Annotated in this window: 11 protein-coding genes; 6 read left to right on the top strand and 5 right to left on the bottom strand. The window is 65.7% G+C overall.

The genetic code is table 11. The features are described 5' to 3' along the window. The first annotated feature begins 91 nt into the window (after positions 1-91). Positions 92-1060, top strand: a complete 969-nt coding sequence (locus QF040_RS20470) for a Bug family tripartite tricarboxylate transporter substrate binding protein (RefSeq protein WP_429612577.1) — start codon at positions 92-94, stop codon at positions 1058-1060. A 112-nt stretch (positions 1061-1172) separates the two neighbouring features. Next, the gene (locus QF040_RS20465; RefSeq protein WP_307501399.1) at positions 1173-2249 is read left to right on the top strand and encodes a Fic family protein; all 1077 of its coding nucleotides are present in this window, start codon (positions 1173-1175) and stop codon (positions 2247-2249) included. Between the two features lie 126 nt (positions 2250-2375). Here the strand turns inward: QF040_RS20465 and QF040_RS20460 are convergent, their stop codons facing one another. Then, positions 2376-2951 (bottom strand): TetR/AcrR family transcriptional regulator, encoded by a 576-nt coding sequence (locus tag QF040_RS20460; protein WP_429612576.1) that lies wholly within the window; start codon positions 2949-2951, stop codon positions 2376-2378. Between the two features lie 88 nt (positions 2952-3039). Here QF040_RS20460 and QF040_RS20455 point away from each other — a divergent pair, with 88 nt between their 5' ends. Beyond that, positions 3040-4305 carry an MFS transporter gene (locus QF040_RS20455; RefSeq protein WP_429612575.1) on the top strand — a complete coding sequence of 422 codons (1266 nt, stop codon included), beginning with the start codon at positions 3040-3042 and terminating at the stop codon, positions 4303-4305. Here the strand turns inward: QF040_RS20455 and QF040_RS20450 are convergent. After that, a complete protein-coding gene (locus QF040_RS20450; protein WP_429612574.1) occupies positions 4295-5140 on the bottom strand; it encodes an HAD-IIB family hydrolase in 846 nt (281 codons plus the stop codon). The genes QF040_RS20455 and QF040_RS20450 overlap by 11 nt on opposite strands. 95 nt (positions 5141-5235) lie before the next feature. On the opposite strand from QF040_RS20450, the gene QF040_RS20445 reads away from it, so the two are divergent. The 3 genes from QF040_RS20445 to QF040_RS20435 are packed head-to-tail and all read left to right on the top strand — an operon-like array spanning position 5236 to position 7887. Next, positions 5236-6231: an ABC transporter ATP-binding protein gene (locus QF040_RS20445; RefSeq protein ID WP_429612573.1), complete on the top strand. Its 996-nt coding sequence runs from the start codon at positions 5236-5238 to the stop codon at positions 6229-6231. 2 nt (positions 6232-6233) lie between these two features. Beyond that, a complete protein-coding gene (locus QF040_RS20440; protein WP_429612572.1) occupies positions 6234-7076 on the top strand; it encodes an ABC transporter permease in 843 nt (280 codons plus the stop codon). 7 nt (positions 7077-7083) lie between these two features. Continuing rightward, positions 7084-7887 (top strand): ABC transporter permease, encoded by an 804-nt coding sequence (locus QF040_RS20435; protein ID WP_429612571.1) that lies wholly within the window; start codon positions 7084-7086, stop codon positions 7885-7887. A 24-nt stretch (positions 7888-7911) separates the two neighbouring features. On the opposite strand, the gene QF040_RS20430 is transcribed toward QF040_RS20435, so the two are convergent. From QF040_RS20430 to QF040_RS20420, 3 genes are all read right to left on the bottom strand, one after another. Then, positions 7912-9960: a hypothetical protein gene (locus QF040_RS20430; RefSeq protein WP_429612570.1), complete on the bottom strand. Its 2049-nt coding sequence runs from the start codon at positions 9958-9960 to the stop codon at positions 7912-7914. Between the two features lie 284 nt (positions 9961-10244). Continuing rightward, a complete protein-coding gene (locus QF040_RS20425) occupies positions 10245-11879 on the bottom strand; it encodes a peptide chain release factor 3 (RefSeq protein ID WP_429612569.1) in 1635 nt (544 codons plus the stop codon). A 101-nt stretch (positions 11880-11980) separates the two neighbouring features. Then, positions 11981-14188 carry a hypothetical protein gene (locus tag QF040_RS20420; RefSeq protein WP_429612568.1) on the bottom strand — a complete coding sequence of 736 codons (2208 nt, stop codon included), beginning with the start codon at positions 14186-14188 and terminating at the stop codon, positions 11981-11983. Between the last annotated feature and the right edge of the window lie 46 nt (positions 14189-14234).

The raw sequence follows: 14234 nt of genomic DNA, 5'->3' as shown, positions 1-14234 counted from the left end.
CGTCGGCGACAGCCATCGGGTGAGCCCCGATTGCCGCATCGGGCGGGGCAAGGCCCAATCCGCGGTTCTTCAAGTTTCAGGAGCCTCCGCCATGTCCCGCCGTTCCCTTCTCTGTGCCGCCACGCTCGCCGCGTGCGGCCTCGTATCCCCGCTGGCGGCGCTTGCCCAGGCTTTCCCCGCCAAGCCGATCAAGCTGGTCATCGCGTTCCCCGCGGGCGGCCCGACCGACATCACGATGCGCCAGCTTGCCGACAACGCAAGCAAGATCCTCGGCCAGCCCGTCATCGTCGACAACAAGCCCGGCGCCGGCGGCACGCTGCCCGCGCAGGCGCTGCAGACCGCGCAGCCCGACGGCTACACCGTCGCGCAGATTCCGCTGGGCGTGTTCCGCCTCGGCTACACCACCAAGATCAACTGGGACCCGCTCAAGGACATCACCTACGTCCTGAACGTCACCGGCTACGCCTTCGGCATCGTGGTGCCGGCAAACAGCCCGTTCAAGACCTGGGCCGACTTCGTCGCCTATGCCAAGGCCAATCCCGGCAAGCTCACCTATGGCTCTACCGGCAACCTCACGAGCCCGCACCTGACGACCGAAATCATTGCGCAGAAGGCCGGCATCGAGCTGCAGCACGTGCCCTACAAGGGCAGCGCAGACCTGATGCTCGCGGTGGTCAGCGGGCAGTTGATGGCCGCAGCCGACAGCACCGGCTTCGCGCCGCAGGTCGAGGCCGGCAAGCTGCGCGTGCTGAACACCTGGGGCGACAAACGCCTGGCCAAGTTCCCCGATGCGCCCACGCTCAAGGAACTGGGTTACGACGTGGTGCAGAACTCGCCCTTCGGCATCGGCGCGCCCAAGGGCACGTCGCCCGAGGTGGTGAAGAAGCTGCACGACGCGTTCAAGCAGGCGATGGAAGAGCCGAGCTACGTGGCCTCGCTCGGCCGCTACGACATGCTGCCGAACTACATGAGCTCGGCGCAGTACACCAAGTTCGCGCAGGACACGGTGGTGAAGGAGAAGGTGGTTATTGAGAAGTTGGGGTTGGCAAAGGGCTCTTGATCCGTCAATAGCGCACGGTTCATGTTTAAAAAATGCAATTTTTTAAACATGTCCAATGAGACATGTATAAAAATCGGCCTTTTCTATACATGTCCGCCCTCGGCGGCGCCAAATGACGTTCGACCGAAACCAGCCGTTCAATGACCTTCCTCTGCTGCCGCCCGCCTTCGAACTCGAAAGCAAGGTGGTGCTCAAGCAGGCGATCGGTGCCAACCGCGTACTGGCCAATTTGCGGGGGCTGGCCGCGCAGATTCCGAATCAGGCGGTGCTGATCAGCAGCGTCGTGCTGCAAGAGGCGCGGTTGTCTTCGGAAATCGAGAACATCGTCACGACCAACGACGAGCTCTACCGGGCCGATGCCGATGCCGACGGCAACACCGACGCGCAGACCAAGGAGGTCTTGCGCTACCGCGAGGCGCTCTATCACGGCTTCGATGCGCTGAAGACGCGCCCGCTGGCGACCAACCTGTTCATTGAAATCGCCCAGCGCATCAAGCAGATCGAATTCGATGTGCGGGCCGTCCCCGGCACCGCCTTGAAGAACGGACGCGGCGAGGTGATCTACACGCCACCGGTCGGCGAGGCCGTCATTCGCAACAAGCTGGCGAATCTCGAGAAATTCATCCATGCTGAAGACGATCTGGACCCGTTGCTGAAGATGGCGGTGATGCACTACCAGTTCGAGGCGATCCACCCTTTTCCTGATGGGAATGGGCGCACGGGCCGCATCCTGAATCTGCTCTTTCTGGTCGACAAGGGGTTGCTGGACATTCCCGTGCTGTTCTTGTCGCGCTACATCATCGCGAACAAGGCGGACTACTACGACGGGCTGCGTCGCGTGACGGAATCGCAGGACTGGGAAAACTGGCTGCTGTTCATGCTGCGTGCTGTCGAAAGCACTGCTCAGCAGACCTTCGATCAAGTCAACCGCATCCGCGACCTGATGGAGCAGGTTCGTGAACGCGTGCAGCGCGAGGCGCCTGGCGTCTACAGCAAGGACTTGATCGAGGTGATCTTCAGGCACCCGTACACCAAGATTCAGTTCCTGGTGGACGCCGGCATTGCCAAGCGGCAAACGGCCTCAGGCTACCTTCAGGCGTTGGCCAAGCTCGGCGTCTTGCGTGAAAGCAAGCGCGGACGCGAAAAGTACTACATCAACGATGCACTTTTTGCCGAGTTGGTGGAGTGACTGCCATGTTGATGATGTCGACATGGCCATAAAACGTGTCGATTTAATTTGATTTTTTAAACATGTCCGTACGATGTGTCGAGCCAATCGACATGGCCAATGCGCTTGGCGAGCTATTAACGGGCGTTAATTAGCCCTGTCCATGATCGCAAACAGCTCCCCCACCAGCCGATCCGCCAATTCCTGCTTCACCGGCTCCGCCCCGAACACCAGCCGGAACACGATCGGCGCAATCACGTGATCGATCACCTGTTCCGCCTCGGGCGCCGGCTCGCCGCGGGCTTGCGCCTGCGCGACCAGCGTCAGCGCTTCCTTGCGGCGGTTGCGCAGGCAATCCGTGTCCGCATCGCCCGTGGCGAGCGCGGCCGCGGCTTTCAGCAATGACTTGCTGCAGGGCTGCGCGAGGTGCGTGATGAGTTCCTGCGCCCACGCCGTCAGGTCCTTGCGGAGGTTGCCGGTGTCCGGCAGCGGCCGGTTCGGGTCGAGCCGGTGCGTGGCCGTCTCGGCCAGAAGACCTGACAAATCCCCCCATCGCCGGTAGATGCTGGAGGCGCTGACGCCTGCGCGCTCGGCCACCGCCGGCACGGTGACACGCTCGCGCCCCTCTTCGGCCACCAGTTGTTCGAGGGCGGTGCGCACCAGCGCCTGCACCTGGGCGCTGCGGCCGCCGGGACGTTTGTTGGGAAGGACAGCATCGTTCATGGATGGACTTTAACGCAAAGATGTTTGCTTTAGCGGAGATGCAGGTCTAGAATCACAAAAGCTAAAAAAGTTGCGTTAAGGATCTTCAATGCCTTCCTCCTGCCCTGAACTCGCCGTTGCCACCGCTGACGTCGCTGCGCGTTCCAAGCCCTGGCGCTTGCCGGCGGCGGTCGGTTTTCCGCTGCTGGCTGCGGTGCTCTTCGCCTTTTTCTTCGCCGCCGCCGCGCCCACGCCGCTGTTCGTCGTGTTCCAGCATGCCTGGGGCTTCTCGGCGTCGATGCTCACGGTGGCATTCGCGATCTACGCGATCGCGCTGTTGATCTCGCTGCTGGTGGCTGGTTCGCTGTCGGACCACATCGGCCGGCGGCCGGTGGTGCTCGGAGCGTTGGTGCTGCAGGCGATCGCCATGGGGCTCTTCGTACTGGCAGAGGACATCGCCGGGCTGATCGGCGCGCGCGTCGTGCAGGGCGTGGCCACGGGCATCGCGAGCGGCGCGCTGAGCGCGGCGGTGGTCGAGGCGGCACCGGCATCGCGCAAGCGCCTGGGCGCAATGATCACGAGCGTGTCGCCCCTTGCGGGGCTCGCGGTGGGAGCTTTCTTGACTGGCATCGCGGTGAAGTTCACCGCCCAACCGGTGACGCTGGTGTTCGGCGTGCTGGCCGTGGTGTTCGCGGTCGGCGCGGCCGTGGTGCTGTGGATGCCCGAGACGGTCACGCCGCGCCCCGGTGCGCTGGCTTCGCTGGTGCCGCGCGTCTCGATTCCCGTGCGGGCACGGGCCGACTTCGTGCGCGGGCTGCCGGTGTTCATCGCGGTGTGGGCGCTCGGTGGCCTTTATCTGTCGCTCGCACCATCGCTGATGCTGCATGTGTTCCACATCGACAACGGCGTGGTCAACGGTCTCACGGTGGCGGTGCTCTCGGGCTTCGGCGCGCTCGCGCCGACCTTGCTCGGCCGGTTCCCTGCGCCGCGTACCGTCGTCTTCGGTGCGGCCAGCATCGCGGTCGGCCTCGTGCTGCTGCTGGCGTCGCTGGCGACGAAGTCGCTCGCGCTGTTCTTCGTCGGCACCGCGATTGCGGGTTTGGGCTTCGGCGGTGCGTTCTCGGCGCTGGTGCAGACGCTGGCGCCGCTCGCTGATTCGCACGAGCGCGGCGAGCTCTTTGCCGCCATCTTCGTGGTCTGCTACCTCGCGTTCAGCCTGCCGGCGATGCTCGCGGGCTTCCTGGTGAAGCCGCTCGGCCTGCTGAACACGGTGGAAGGCTACGCGGCCGTGCTGCTGCTGATCGCGGCCTTCGGCATCTGGCGGCAATGGGCGGCGCTGCGCGGCAACGCGCGCAGCCTGCCGGTCAGCGAGTAGCGCGCGCGGAAAGAATCGCGCGCGCCGCTTCGGCAAAGCCCACGCCGCGCTCACCGGCCGTCACGTAGCGCGGCAGGTGCTCCAGCTGCGGCACGAAGCGCGCGACGTTCGCCACGCCGATGCTGCCGGCGAAGGTGCGGAACATCAGCTGGTCATTGGTGGAATCACCCACGTAGGCCCAGTGATCGAGTTCGTCGTCGAGCGCGCGGCCCCAGAGCTCGCGCACGATCCAGCGGGCGCCCTCGAGCTTGTCGTTGTCGCCGTACCAGCCGTTGATGTGGATGCTGCTCACCGTGGCGTGCATGCCTTCGCTGCGCATCAGCGCGACGACGTGCGCGATGGTCTCCTCGCTCAGCTGCACGAACTCGCTGTGGTCAATCGCGATGTCGGTCTCGCGGCCCGCCGAATCGGTGGCGCGCTGCGCACCCGGAATCTCGCGCTCGATGCGTGCGAGCACCGCCTGCATGCGCGCGAAGTTGGCGGCGCGCGTGGGCGCATCCTGCTGGTAGCGCTTTTCGATCTGCCCATCGGCCGTGGGCAGCAGCGCCACCGCGCCGTTCTCCGCCACGATCGCATCGAGCGGCCAGGTGTTGACGAAGGGCAGGCTCCAGCCGACCGGCCGGCCCGTGATCGCCACGATGGCGAAGCCGGCCGCCTTCAGGTCGCCGAGCGCCTGCAGTGCATCGGCCGTGATCGCGCCGTCGGTGGTGAGCGTGTCGTCGATGTCCGTGAACACGCCGACGAGTGCACTTCGCGCCGATGCTGCCCAGCGGTCGAGCGGCAGCAGGTGAGTGGGCGAGGCGGGCAGGGGAGGCGGAGACGACGAAGGCGACATGAGGGATGAATCTCTGGAGAGCCCGAGATCGTACCGGCGCTTTCGTGTAGCATCCCGCCCCCGCCGCGCCTTCCCCGCCGGCGCGGCTCTTTCCCATGCCCCACATCCTCGTCGACCGACTCCTCAAGACCTACCGTATTTCCGAGCGCGACCCGGGCGTGATGGGCGCGCTGCGCGGCCTCGTGCAGCGCCGGCATCGCACGGTGGAGGCGCTGTCGGGCGTGTCCTTCGAGTTGCAGCGCGGCGAGCTGCTCGGCTTCATCGGGCCGAACGGCGCGGGCAAGTCGACCATCATCAAGATCCTCGCGGGCATCCTGCGGCCCGACGGCGGGCGTGTGGAGGTCGACGGCCGCGATCCCTTCGCCGACCGCGAGCGCCACGTCGGGCGCATCGGCGTTGTCTTCGGCCAGCGCACGCAGCTGTGGTGGGACCTGCCCGTGGGCGATGGCTTCGACCTCTTGCGCGACATCTACCGCGTCGATCCGCAGCGCTATCGCAAGACGCGGGACGAACTCGTCGCGCTGCTGCACCTGGAGCGCGTGCTCGACCAGCCGGTGCGCCAGCTCTCGCTGGGCCAGCGCATGCGCGCCGAAATCGCGGCGGCGCTGCTGCACGAGCCCGACATCCTCTTCCTCGACGAGCCGACCATCGGCCTGGATGCGCCATCGAAGCTCGCGGTCCGCGACTTCGTGCGCCGTGCCAACCGCGAGCGCGGCACGACGGTGCTGCTCACCACGCACGACATGCACGACATCGAGGCGCTGGCCCAGCGCGTGATCGTCATCGGCCACGGCCGCGTGTTGGCCGACAGCCCGGTCGAGGCATTGCGCGCACAGGTGATGGCCGAGCGCCGGTTGATCGTCGACTTCGCGCAGGACGCCGCATTGCCCGCGCAGGTGCCCGGCGCCACGGTGCGCGCACGCGAGGGGCAGACGCTGGTGCTCGACTTCGATCCTTCGGTGACCACCGCGCCGGCGCTGATCGCGCGCATCGCCGCCGAGCATGCGGTGGAAGACATCCGCCTCGAAGGCATGGCGATCGAGGCGGTGATCGCGCGCTTCTATGCGATGCACGGAGCGGCCGAAACGTGACGATGAAGCTGCGGACCCTCGCACGCCCCTACATCGCGGCCTTCGCCTCGCGCTTCCTGCAGATGCTGCAGTACCGCACGGCCGCGCTCGCGGGTTTCGCGACGCAGTGCTGGTGGGGCGGCATCAAGGTGATGGTGTTCGCTGCCTTCTATGGCGGCACGGCCATCGCGGGCGCGAGTTCGCCGATGTCGCTCGCGGATGCCATCACCTACACGTGGCTCGCGCAGGGGCTGCTCGTGCTGCTGCCCTGGCTCAGCGACCCGGAAGTGGCGCAGGCCGTGCGCACCGGCGCGGTCGCCTACGACCGGCTCCGCCCGGTGGACGCCTATGGGCTGTGGTTCGCGCGCAGCGCCGGATGGATCGCCGCGCGCGTGCTGCCGCGGGTGGCGCTGATGGCTGCGTTCGCCGCGGTCGCGTTGCCGCTGGCGGGGTTGGGCGAGTGGGCCTGGCAACTTCCAGCGAGCGCGGCGGCGGGGCTCGCGTTCCTCGTGTCCACGGTGCTGGCGCTGCTTCTGTCGGCATCGATGGTGATGCTGCTCAACGTGGCGGCCACCGCTGCGCTCAACGAGCGCGGCATCAGCGCGGTGGCGACGCCCGTGGTCATCGTGCTGTCGGGCAACCTGCTGCCGCTCGCCTTGCTGCCGGACGCCTGGCAGACGGTGCTGTTGGTCCAGCCGCTGGCCGGGCTGATGGACATTCCCGCGCGGCTCTACTTCGGTCAGTTGAGTGGCTGGCATGCGATGGCCGCGCTGGCGCTGCAGTGCTTCTGGATTGCAGTGCTCGTCGCCGCGGGACGCTTCGCGATGGGCCGCACGATGCGCAGCCTTCAGATCCAGGGCGGCTGACCGAGATATGGGCTCGCTTCCACTTTTCTTCCGCCTCGTGCGCGCCTCCATCGGCGGCCAGGCGCGCTATCCCGCCTCGGCGCTGATGCTGACCGTCGGCCAGTTCCTCGGCACCGGCATCGAGGTGGTCGCCGTCTGGGCGCTGTTCCACCGCTTCGGCGAAGTGCAGGGTTGGCGGATCGGCGAGGTGGCGCTGTTCTATGGACTGGTCAACTGCATGTTCGCGCTGGCCGACGCCCTGGGCCGCGGCTTCGACGTGCTCGGCACCGAGTTCCTGCGCACCGGCGCCTTCGACCGCTTGCTGCTGCGTCCGCGCCCGCTGACGCTGCAGTTGATGGGCAACGACTTCCGCATCAGTCGCGCGGGCCGCCTGCTGCAGGGCCTGGCCGTCGTGACGTTTGCGACGCAGCAGGCGGACATCGAATGGAGGTCAGCCACGGTGGCGATCGCGCTGTTCGCGCTGGCCGGCGGCGTCGCGCTCTTCCTCGGCATCCTGGTGCTGCAGGGCACGCTCTCGTTCTGGACCGTCGAGAGCCTGGAGATCGCCAACGTGCTCACCTACGGCGGCGTGCAGGCGGCGCAGTACCCGCTGGCGCTGTATGCGCGGTGGTTCCGCCGGGTGCTGACTTTTGTGGTGCCGCTGGCCTGCGTGGCTTATTACCCGGCGCTGGTGATCCTGGGGAAGGCCGACCCGCTCGGCGCACCGGGGTGGGTCGGCATCGTCTCGCCGGCCACGGGCTTCGTGTTCCTGGCGGCTGCCTTCGGCGTGTGGCGGTTGGGGTTGCGCCGCTACGCGTCGACGGGCAGCTAGGTCTCTTTTTCGCAGCCTTCTTTTTCAATCCACCAGGTTGAGCTGGATGTAGCCCTGCGTGTTGATGTTGGTACGCGCGCCGACCAGCACGCTGAGGCTGGTCGAACGGGCCTCGAAGTACCTGTTGGTTCCGTCGCCGTTCACGGCGCGCAGTGCCATCGGGCCGGCGATCATGCTCACGGGTAAGCTCAGCGTTCCGGTGACGCCATTCCCGCTGGTGATCGTGCGCTGGTTCAGGTTGGCATTCAGCACGGAAGAACCCCATGCGCCATCGGTGGAGTGGCCGTGCGCCGTGACCGAGGGCCACGATGCGGACTCGGGCAATCCGATGCGGAAGATCGCGCTGGCGCCGAATGCACCGCGCAGCTGGATGTTCTGGCCGCCGATGCGGGCCATATGGAAGATCTGGCCCTGGTTCGGATCCGGGTTGTCGAGCCGGATCGCCTGCCAGCGCGCATTGGCGGCGTCCCAGTTGACCGAATACGCGATCTGGGATCCGCTGGGGCACGCATCGATGGCCGAGATGGCGTTGCTGTAGCACAGGACCATGCCCGTGCCCGCACCCTGGAGCTTGAGCGTCGTGATGGAGGAGTCCGCGCCGGCGGCGTTGCGCGTCACGGCCAACTGGTTGTAGGTGCCGTCCAGATCTGCGGCGCGGGTCACGAAGGTCCGGGCCGCAATGAACGGCTGCGCCGCGTAGGTCACCGGATTCGAGAGCGTCACCGCGAACGGGAACCCACCGACGACCGCATCGCCGGAGACCCGGAAACGTGCCGTGTTGTAGGGAGTGTTGGCGACCCGGCCTGTTGCGAAGATATACGTGCCCGCTTCCGCGGCGTCGTCCGCAATCGCCCCGGCCACGGTCGCGCCCGCGTTGTCGATCATTTCGTAGCGCTTCGTGTCCAGGTTGATACGCAACGTCTGCTGCGTGCCATTGGTGGTGAAGACCTTGTAGCGACCATTGCGCGAGTCGCCGGGCGCCCGGCTGTCGACGAGGCCGAGGGCGATGTAGCCCACGGTGCTCTCGATGGTGCGGAAACCGGTCACGATCGCCAGCCCGGCGCCCTGCACGACGTGGTACTTCTCGGTGCCGTTGGTCAACACCCGGATGCCTGCGGGGCCCGATGCCAGCGGGCTGACGGGCACGTTCAGCGTCTTGTAGTTGTCGTCCGCATACGAGGCTGCGCGCAGGTAGGTGGTAGTGTTCAGGGTCGTCGTGCCCCAGGTGCCTACCGTGGAGCCCCCGCGCGTTGTGACGGCCGGCCAGTTGGACGACTCCGGCACGGCCAGGCGGAAGACCTGGGTGTCGGGATCGGCCGTGGTGGCGCCGGCCGACAGGTAGACGTTCTGACCATTGATGCGGGTCACGCGGAACCCGAGCTTGTCGTCGGGGTTGGTGACGTTGGTGCCGGTCCACTTCGAGCTGGCGTCGACGGCCAGCGAATAGGCGCGCTTCGACCCCGTGGGACAGGCGTCGATCGTGTAGATCGTGTTGTCAAAGCACATCTCGAGCAGCGTGCCCGTGCCGGAGATGCGCAGCGGCACGGCTTGCGAGTCGGTGGTGCCGTTGCGGTTATGGCTGATTCCCAGGCGGTTGTAGACGCCATCCAGCGCCGCGCCGGCCGTCACGAAAGTCCGCGCCGCGACAAAGGGCTGCACCGCGTAGGTTGCGGGGGTCGAATAAGCGTTCGCAAACGGAAACTGGCCGACCGCGGCATCGGCGGTGATGCGAAAACGCGCCATATTCACGGCGGAGGGCGCGCGCGTGGTGTCGAAGACGTAGGTGCCGGGCTCGGTGAAATCCTCGGCAAACGCGCCCGATGCCGATTGACCTTCCGGATCGGTCATCACATAACGCTTCGCGTTCATGTCCACGGACAGGGTCAGCTGTGTCCCGTTGGCCGCATAGACCACGTAGCTGCCATTTCGAGGATCCGGGGCATCGAGCCGGGCTTGGGCACCGGACAGATCGGGGCCGGCGTTGTCGCCGATCTGCGCCGAGAACGAAGGAGCCGGCTCGTCACTCAGCGCCTGGAGCGCCGGCGAGGAAAACTCCGCATCGGCCCCGGTCACCTTGCCAAGGCCACCTCCTCCGGAGGAAATTCCAACCGAACCGCCTGAGCCCCCACCGCCGCCACCGCAGCCCGAAAGAACCAGACACATCAGCGCTGCACTCGACAGCGACTTCGACCAACCGATAGCGAACATCAGTCTCCCCCCGCGTGTAAATCGACGAAATCTGCTGCAGCCTCCGCGGGGCCGCGTTGTTTGTGTCGCCGATCGTAACCGGGATGGCCTACTGCTGGCAGGGACTATGCGAATTCACAGTCGGGTTCGCCGTCCTGTTCGACGTTCGCTCAGCCCGCGCTCTGCAGCGCCAGCCCCGCGTGCTCCCGCAGCGGATGGAAGTGGATCTTCGGAAACCGCTCCTGTGCCAGCCGCACGTCGTACGGCGAGGTGCACAGGAAGGCCAGCGTGTCGGCCGCATCCTTGGCCATGCGCACCGGGTAGGCGTTGACGAACTCGCGCAGCTCGGCCGGGGTGTCGGCCGTGATCCAGCGCGCGCCCGTGTACTGGCAGCCTTCGAGCCGCACGTCGGCGTCGTACTCCGCCTTCAGGCGGTGCTGCACCACTTCGAACTGCAACTGGCCGACCGCGCCCAGCAGCATCGGTCCGCCGACTTCGGGGCGGAAGACCTGAATCGCGCCTTCTTCGCCGAGCTGGGCCAGGCCCTGCTGCAGTTGCTTGGTGCGCAGCGGGTTCTTCAGGATCACCGTCATGAACAGCTCGGGCGCGAAGAAGGGCAGCCCGGTGAACTGCAGGCTCGCGCCATCGGTGATGGTGTCGCCCAACTGCACGCCGCCGTGGGTGGTGAAGCCCACGATGTCGCCCGCGTAGGCCTCTTCGACGGCTTCGCGGCGCTGGCTCATGAAGGTCACGACGCTGGTGGGGCGCAGCTCCTTCGACGTGCGCTGCACCTTGAGCTTCATGCCCGGCGTGTACTTGCCCGAGGCCATGCGCACGAAGGCGATGCGGTCGCGGTGGTTGGCGTCCATGTTGGCCTGCACCTTGAAGACCACGCCTGCGAAGTCCTTGTCCTCGGGCTGGATCTCTTTCACTACCGGCTGGCGGTTGACCATGGTGGTGCTGGTGCGCGACTGCGGCGAAGGCGCCAGGTCGACCAGCGCGTCGAGCACTTCCATCACCCCGAAGTTGTTCACGCCGGAGCCGAAGAACACGGGCGTCTGCTTGCCGGCCAGGAAGGCCTCGCGGTCCCAGGTGGGCGAGGCGCCGGTGGCTAGCTCCATGCTGTCCATGGCCGATTCGAAATCGGCGCCGAAGCGCTTGGTGAGCGTGTCGCGCTCGGTCAGCGCGATGGTCTCGAAGTCGTGCGGCAACCGCTCGCTGCCCGACTCGAACACCGTCATCGTCTGCGTGCGCAGGTTCATGATCCCTCGGAAGCTCTTGCCCTGGCCCACGGGCCAGGTCATCGGCACGCAGGGCATGCCGAGCTCCCGCTCCACTTCGTCCAGGAGGTCCAGCGGCTCGCGCACTTCGCGGTCCATCTTGTTGACGAAGGTGATGATGGGCGTGTCGCGCTGACGGCAGACCTCGATCAGGCGGCGCGTCTGCGCTTCCACGCCGTTGGCCGCGTCGATCACCATCAGCGCCGAGTCGACGGCGGTGAGCACGCGGTAGGTGTCTTCCGAGAAGTCCTTGTGGCCGGGTGTGTCGAGCAGGTTGATCACGTGGTCGCGGTACAGCATCTGCATGACCGACGACGCCACCGAGATGCCGCGCTGCTTTTCGATTTCCATCCAGTCGGAGGTCGCATGACGCGAAGCCTTGCGCGCCTTCACCGAGCCTGCGATCTGGATCGCGCCGGAGAAAAGCAGCAGCTTTTCGGTCAGCGTGGTCTTGCCGGCGTCAGGGTGGGAAATGATCGCGAAGGTGCGGCGGCGGCGGGTTTCGGCTACGAAAGGTGATGACACGGGGGACTCCAAGAACCCGCGATTTTCGCAGACTGGATTCCGCAGGCCTCGGTGAGGCCCTCAAATCGTCCCTTGTCAGTCGTTTGGCCAAGGCAACCGCATCAATCGGCAAGTCCGATATGCAGGTACGTGGTGGCTGGATACTCAGGTGCCATGAACAGGATTGCACCGTTCTGCAGGAGGAAGTACTTGTTTCCACTGCTGTCGAGCCCCTGCCGCATCTGGGGATTGCCTGGGACGGGTTGAAGCGTCAATGTCAGTTCAGTCGATGGACCGCCGGGCAGAACATAGCGAGTCGCATAGCTTGTCGTATCAGTCACGGCTGTACCGAAAGACGACATTGTTGAGGCACTGTGCATTTTCAATGCAGGCCAGTTCGCATCACTGGATCCAGATAGCGACTGAGCGAGCCCCGTCAATAGCATGGACGCAGGCATGACATGAGGTGGCCCGATGATGGGAACACTTGTTTCTTTGGACTCCAGCAGAATCTGTTTACCGCCGATTTTTGCGATGCGGATGGCGAAGGATGGCTTTTCTTTGTCGCCGAGAAGCCAGACTCCTGAGGATGCGCCAGGAGATATCGACAAGTCGTAGGAAAGGGGCGGTGTGCCGGGCTGTTGGCAGTTGGACGAGGCGCCTGAGTAGCATTGGGTCGCGAGCGTGCCCGATGCATCGATCTTCAACTGCCAGGCGGCCGCGAGCTGCAAAGGGGTGTCAGGCGTTGCCAGCTTGCTGGTCACCAGTACGTCATACAAGCCTGCCAACTGGCTCCTCTCCGTCACGAAAGAGCGCGCCGCAATGAATGGCTGCATCGCGTAAACAATCGGCTCCGATTTGAAGACGGCAAAGGGGAAGGCGCCGACGATGGCGTCTGTCGTGGTCCTGAAGCGCGCCGTGTTCGTGACCGCGGCGATGCGGCCGCTCGCGAAGATGTAGGTCCCCCGATCGTTCGCATCTTCGCTGAAGGTTCCCGTCACGGCATTGCCACCGGGCAGTGCCATCGAATAACGTTGTGTCTCGAAATCGATGTCCAACGTCTGTTCGGTGCCATTGGCGGCGAACACCGTGTACTGCCCGCTGCGCGCGTCCAGCACGTCCTTGAACAGGTTGACCTGGATATAGCCCTGCGTGTCGGGATTGCGCGTTCCGACGATGACGGAGAGCACGCCGTTCTGTATCGCGTAGTACTTCTTCTGCCCCGTCGCATTCAGGCTTCGGATGCCCTGCGGTCCACCTATCGCGGCAAAGGGAAGGGTGAGCTCGCCGGTGGCGCCTTCCGGGGTGACCGCGGTGCGCATAGAGGTCGCGGCATCGAAGACATTGGTGCCCCAGCTGCCTTCGGTCGATGCGCCGACGTACCTGATCTTCGGCCAGCTGGCAGTGTCTTTCAGTCCGACCCGGAACACGTGGACGTTGGGTGCCGCATCGGTGTAGCCGCCCGACAGCCAGACGTTTTCTCCGCCGATGCGGGCCATGCGGAACTGCAGGAGATCGCTGGGTGTGGCGATGTTGATGGCGGTCCAGACGAAGTCAGGCGAGGCCGTGACGGCATACGTCCGCTTCGAACCGACAGGACACGACTCGATCCGGTAGATCGCGTTGTCGAAGCACATCTCCAATGTTTGACCACCTCCCGAAATCCGCATGGGGAGGATCTGCGAGTCCGACGTGCCGTCGCTGTTGCGGCTGACGCCGAAGCGGTTGTAGGTGCCGTCGAGCTGCGACGGATCGGCGACGAAGGCGCGTGCCGCAACGAACGGCATCACTTGGTAGCCAACAGGATTCGACCACGGCTTTTCGAATGGAAAGGCGCCGACGATGGCATCGGGGGTGAGGCGAAAGCGTGCCGTGTTGACGGTGCTCGTGATGCGATCGCTCGCAAAGACGTAGGTGCCGGGTTCCGCCGCATCCTCGCTGAAGGTGCCGGACGTGGCTCGACCCTGGCTGTCCGTCAACGTATAGCTCTTGGTGTCGAAATTGACGCCGAGCTTTTGCCGCGTGCCGTTGGTGCCGTCGGCGGCGTAGACGTAGTAGACGCCGTTGCGCGGGTCCGCGGCATTCAGGCGCGCGGTGATGGCTTGTGCGTTCAAGGCTGCGCTCGTTGCCGTCTGGGCCGTCAGCGACGGCGCCTCTTCGGCGTCCGCGGCCCGGAGCGCCGGCGAATCTGAAAGGGCGAACCCGCTGGCATCGGCGGCCACTGGCGCGGCGATGCCGTTCCCGCCGTCACTTCCTCCGCCCCCGCCGCAAGCCGTCAGGCCCAGGCACAAAACAACCGCGCTCCACAGCGCAGCGAATGTCGTCTTCATTGTTTTTCTCCGATCTGCTCAACGGTGCAATGCGCACCGACCTCGC

The sequence above is a fragment of the Variovorax sp. W2I14 genome (genome assembly GCF_050435205.1).
In the GTDB taxonomy this organism is placed as follows: domain Bacteria; phylum Pseudomonadota; class Gammaproteobacteria; order Burkholderiales; family Burkholderiaceae_C; genus Variovorax; species Variovorax paradoxus_C.
The sequence above is the reverse complement of the archived record's forward strand: the minus strand, read 5'-3'. Positions and strand labels throughout refer to the sequence as shown.

Coding starts and splice junctions, on each gene's coding strand:
- QF040_RS20440 (WP_429612572.1), top strand. CDS start 6,234: ATGAAGCTGCGGACCCTCGCACGCCCCTACATCGCGGCCTTCGCCTCG.
- QF040_RS20465 (WP_307501399.1), top strand. CDS start 1,173: ATGACGTTCGACCGAAACCAGCCGTTCAATGACCTTCCTCTGCTGCCG.
- QF040_RS20445 (WP_429612573.1), top strand. CDS start 5,236: ATGCCCCACATCCTCGTCGACCGACTCCTCAAGACCTACCGTATTTCC.
- QF040_RS20420 (WP_429612568.1), bottom strand. CDS start 14,188: ATGAAGACGACATTCGCTGCGCTGTGGAGCGCGGTTGTTTTGTGCCTG.
- QF040_RS20435 (WP_429612571.1), top strand. CDS start 7,084: ATGGGCTCGCTTCCACTTTTCTTCCGCCTCGTGCGCGCCTCCATCGGC.
- QF040_RS20460 (WP_429612576.1), bottom strand. CDS start 2,951: ATGAACGATGCTGTCCTTCCCAACAAACGTCCCGGCGGCCGCAGCGCC.
- QF040_RS20455 (WP_429612575.1), top strand. CDS start 3,040: ATGCCTTCCTCCTGCCCTGAACTCGCCGTTGCCACCGCTGACGTCGCT.
- QF040_RS20470 (WP_429612577.1), top strand. CDS start 92: ATGTCCCGCCGTTCCCTTCTCTGTGCCGCCACGCTCGCCGCGTGCGGC.
- QF040_RS20450 (WP_429612574.1), bottom strand. CDS start 5,140: ATGTCGCCTTCGTCGTCTCCGCCTCCCCTGCCCGCCTCGCCCACTCAC.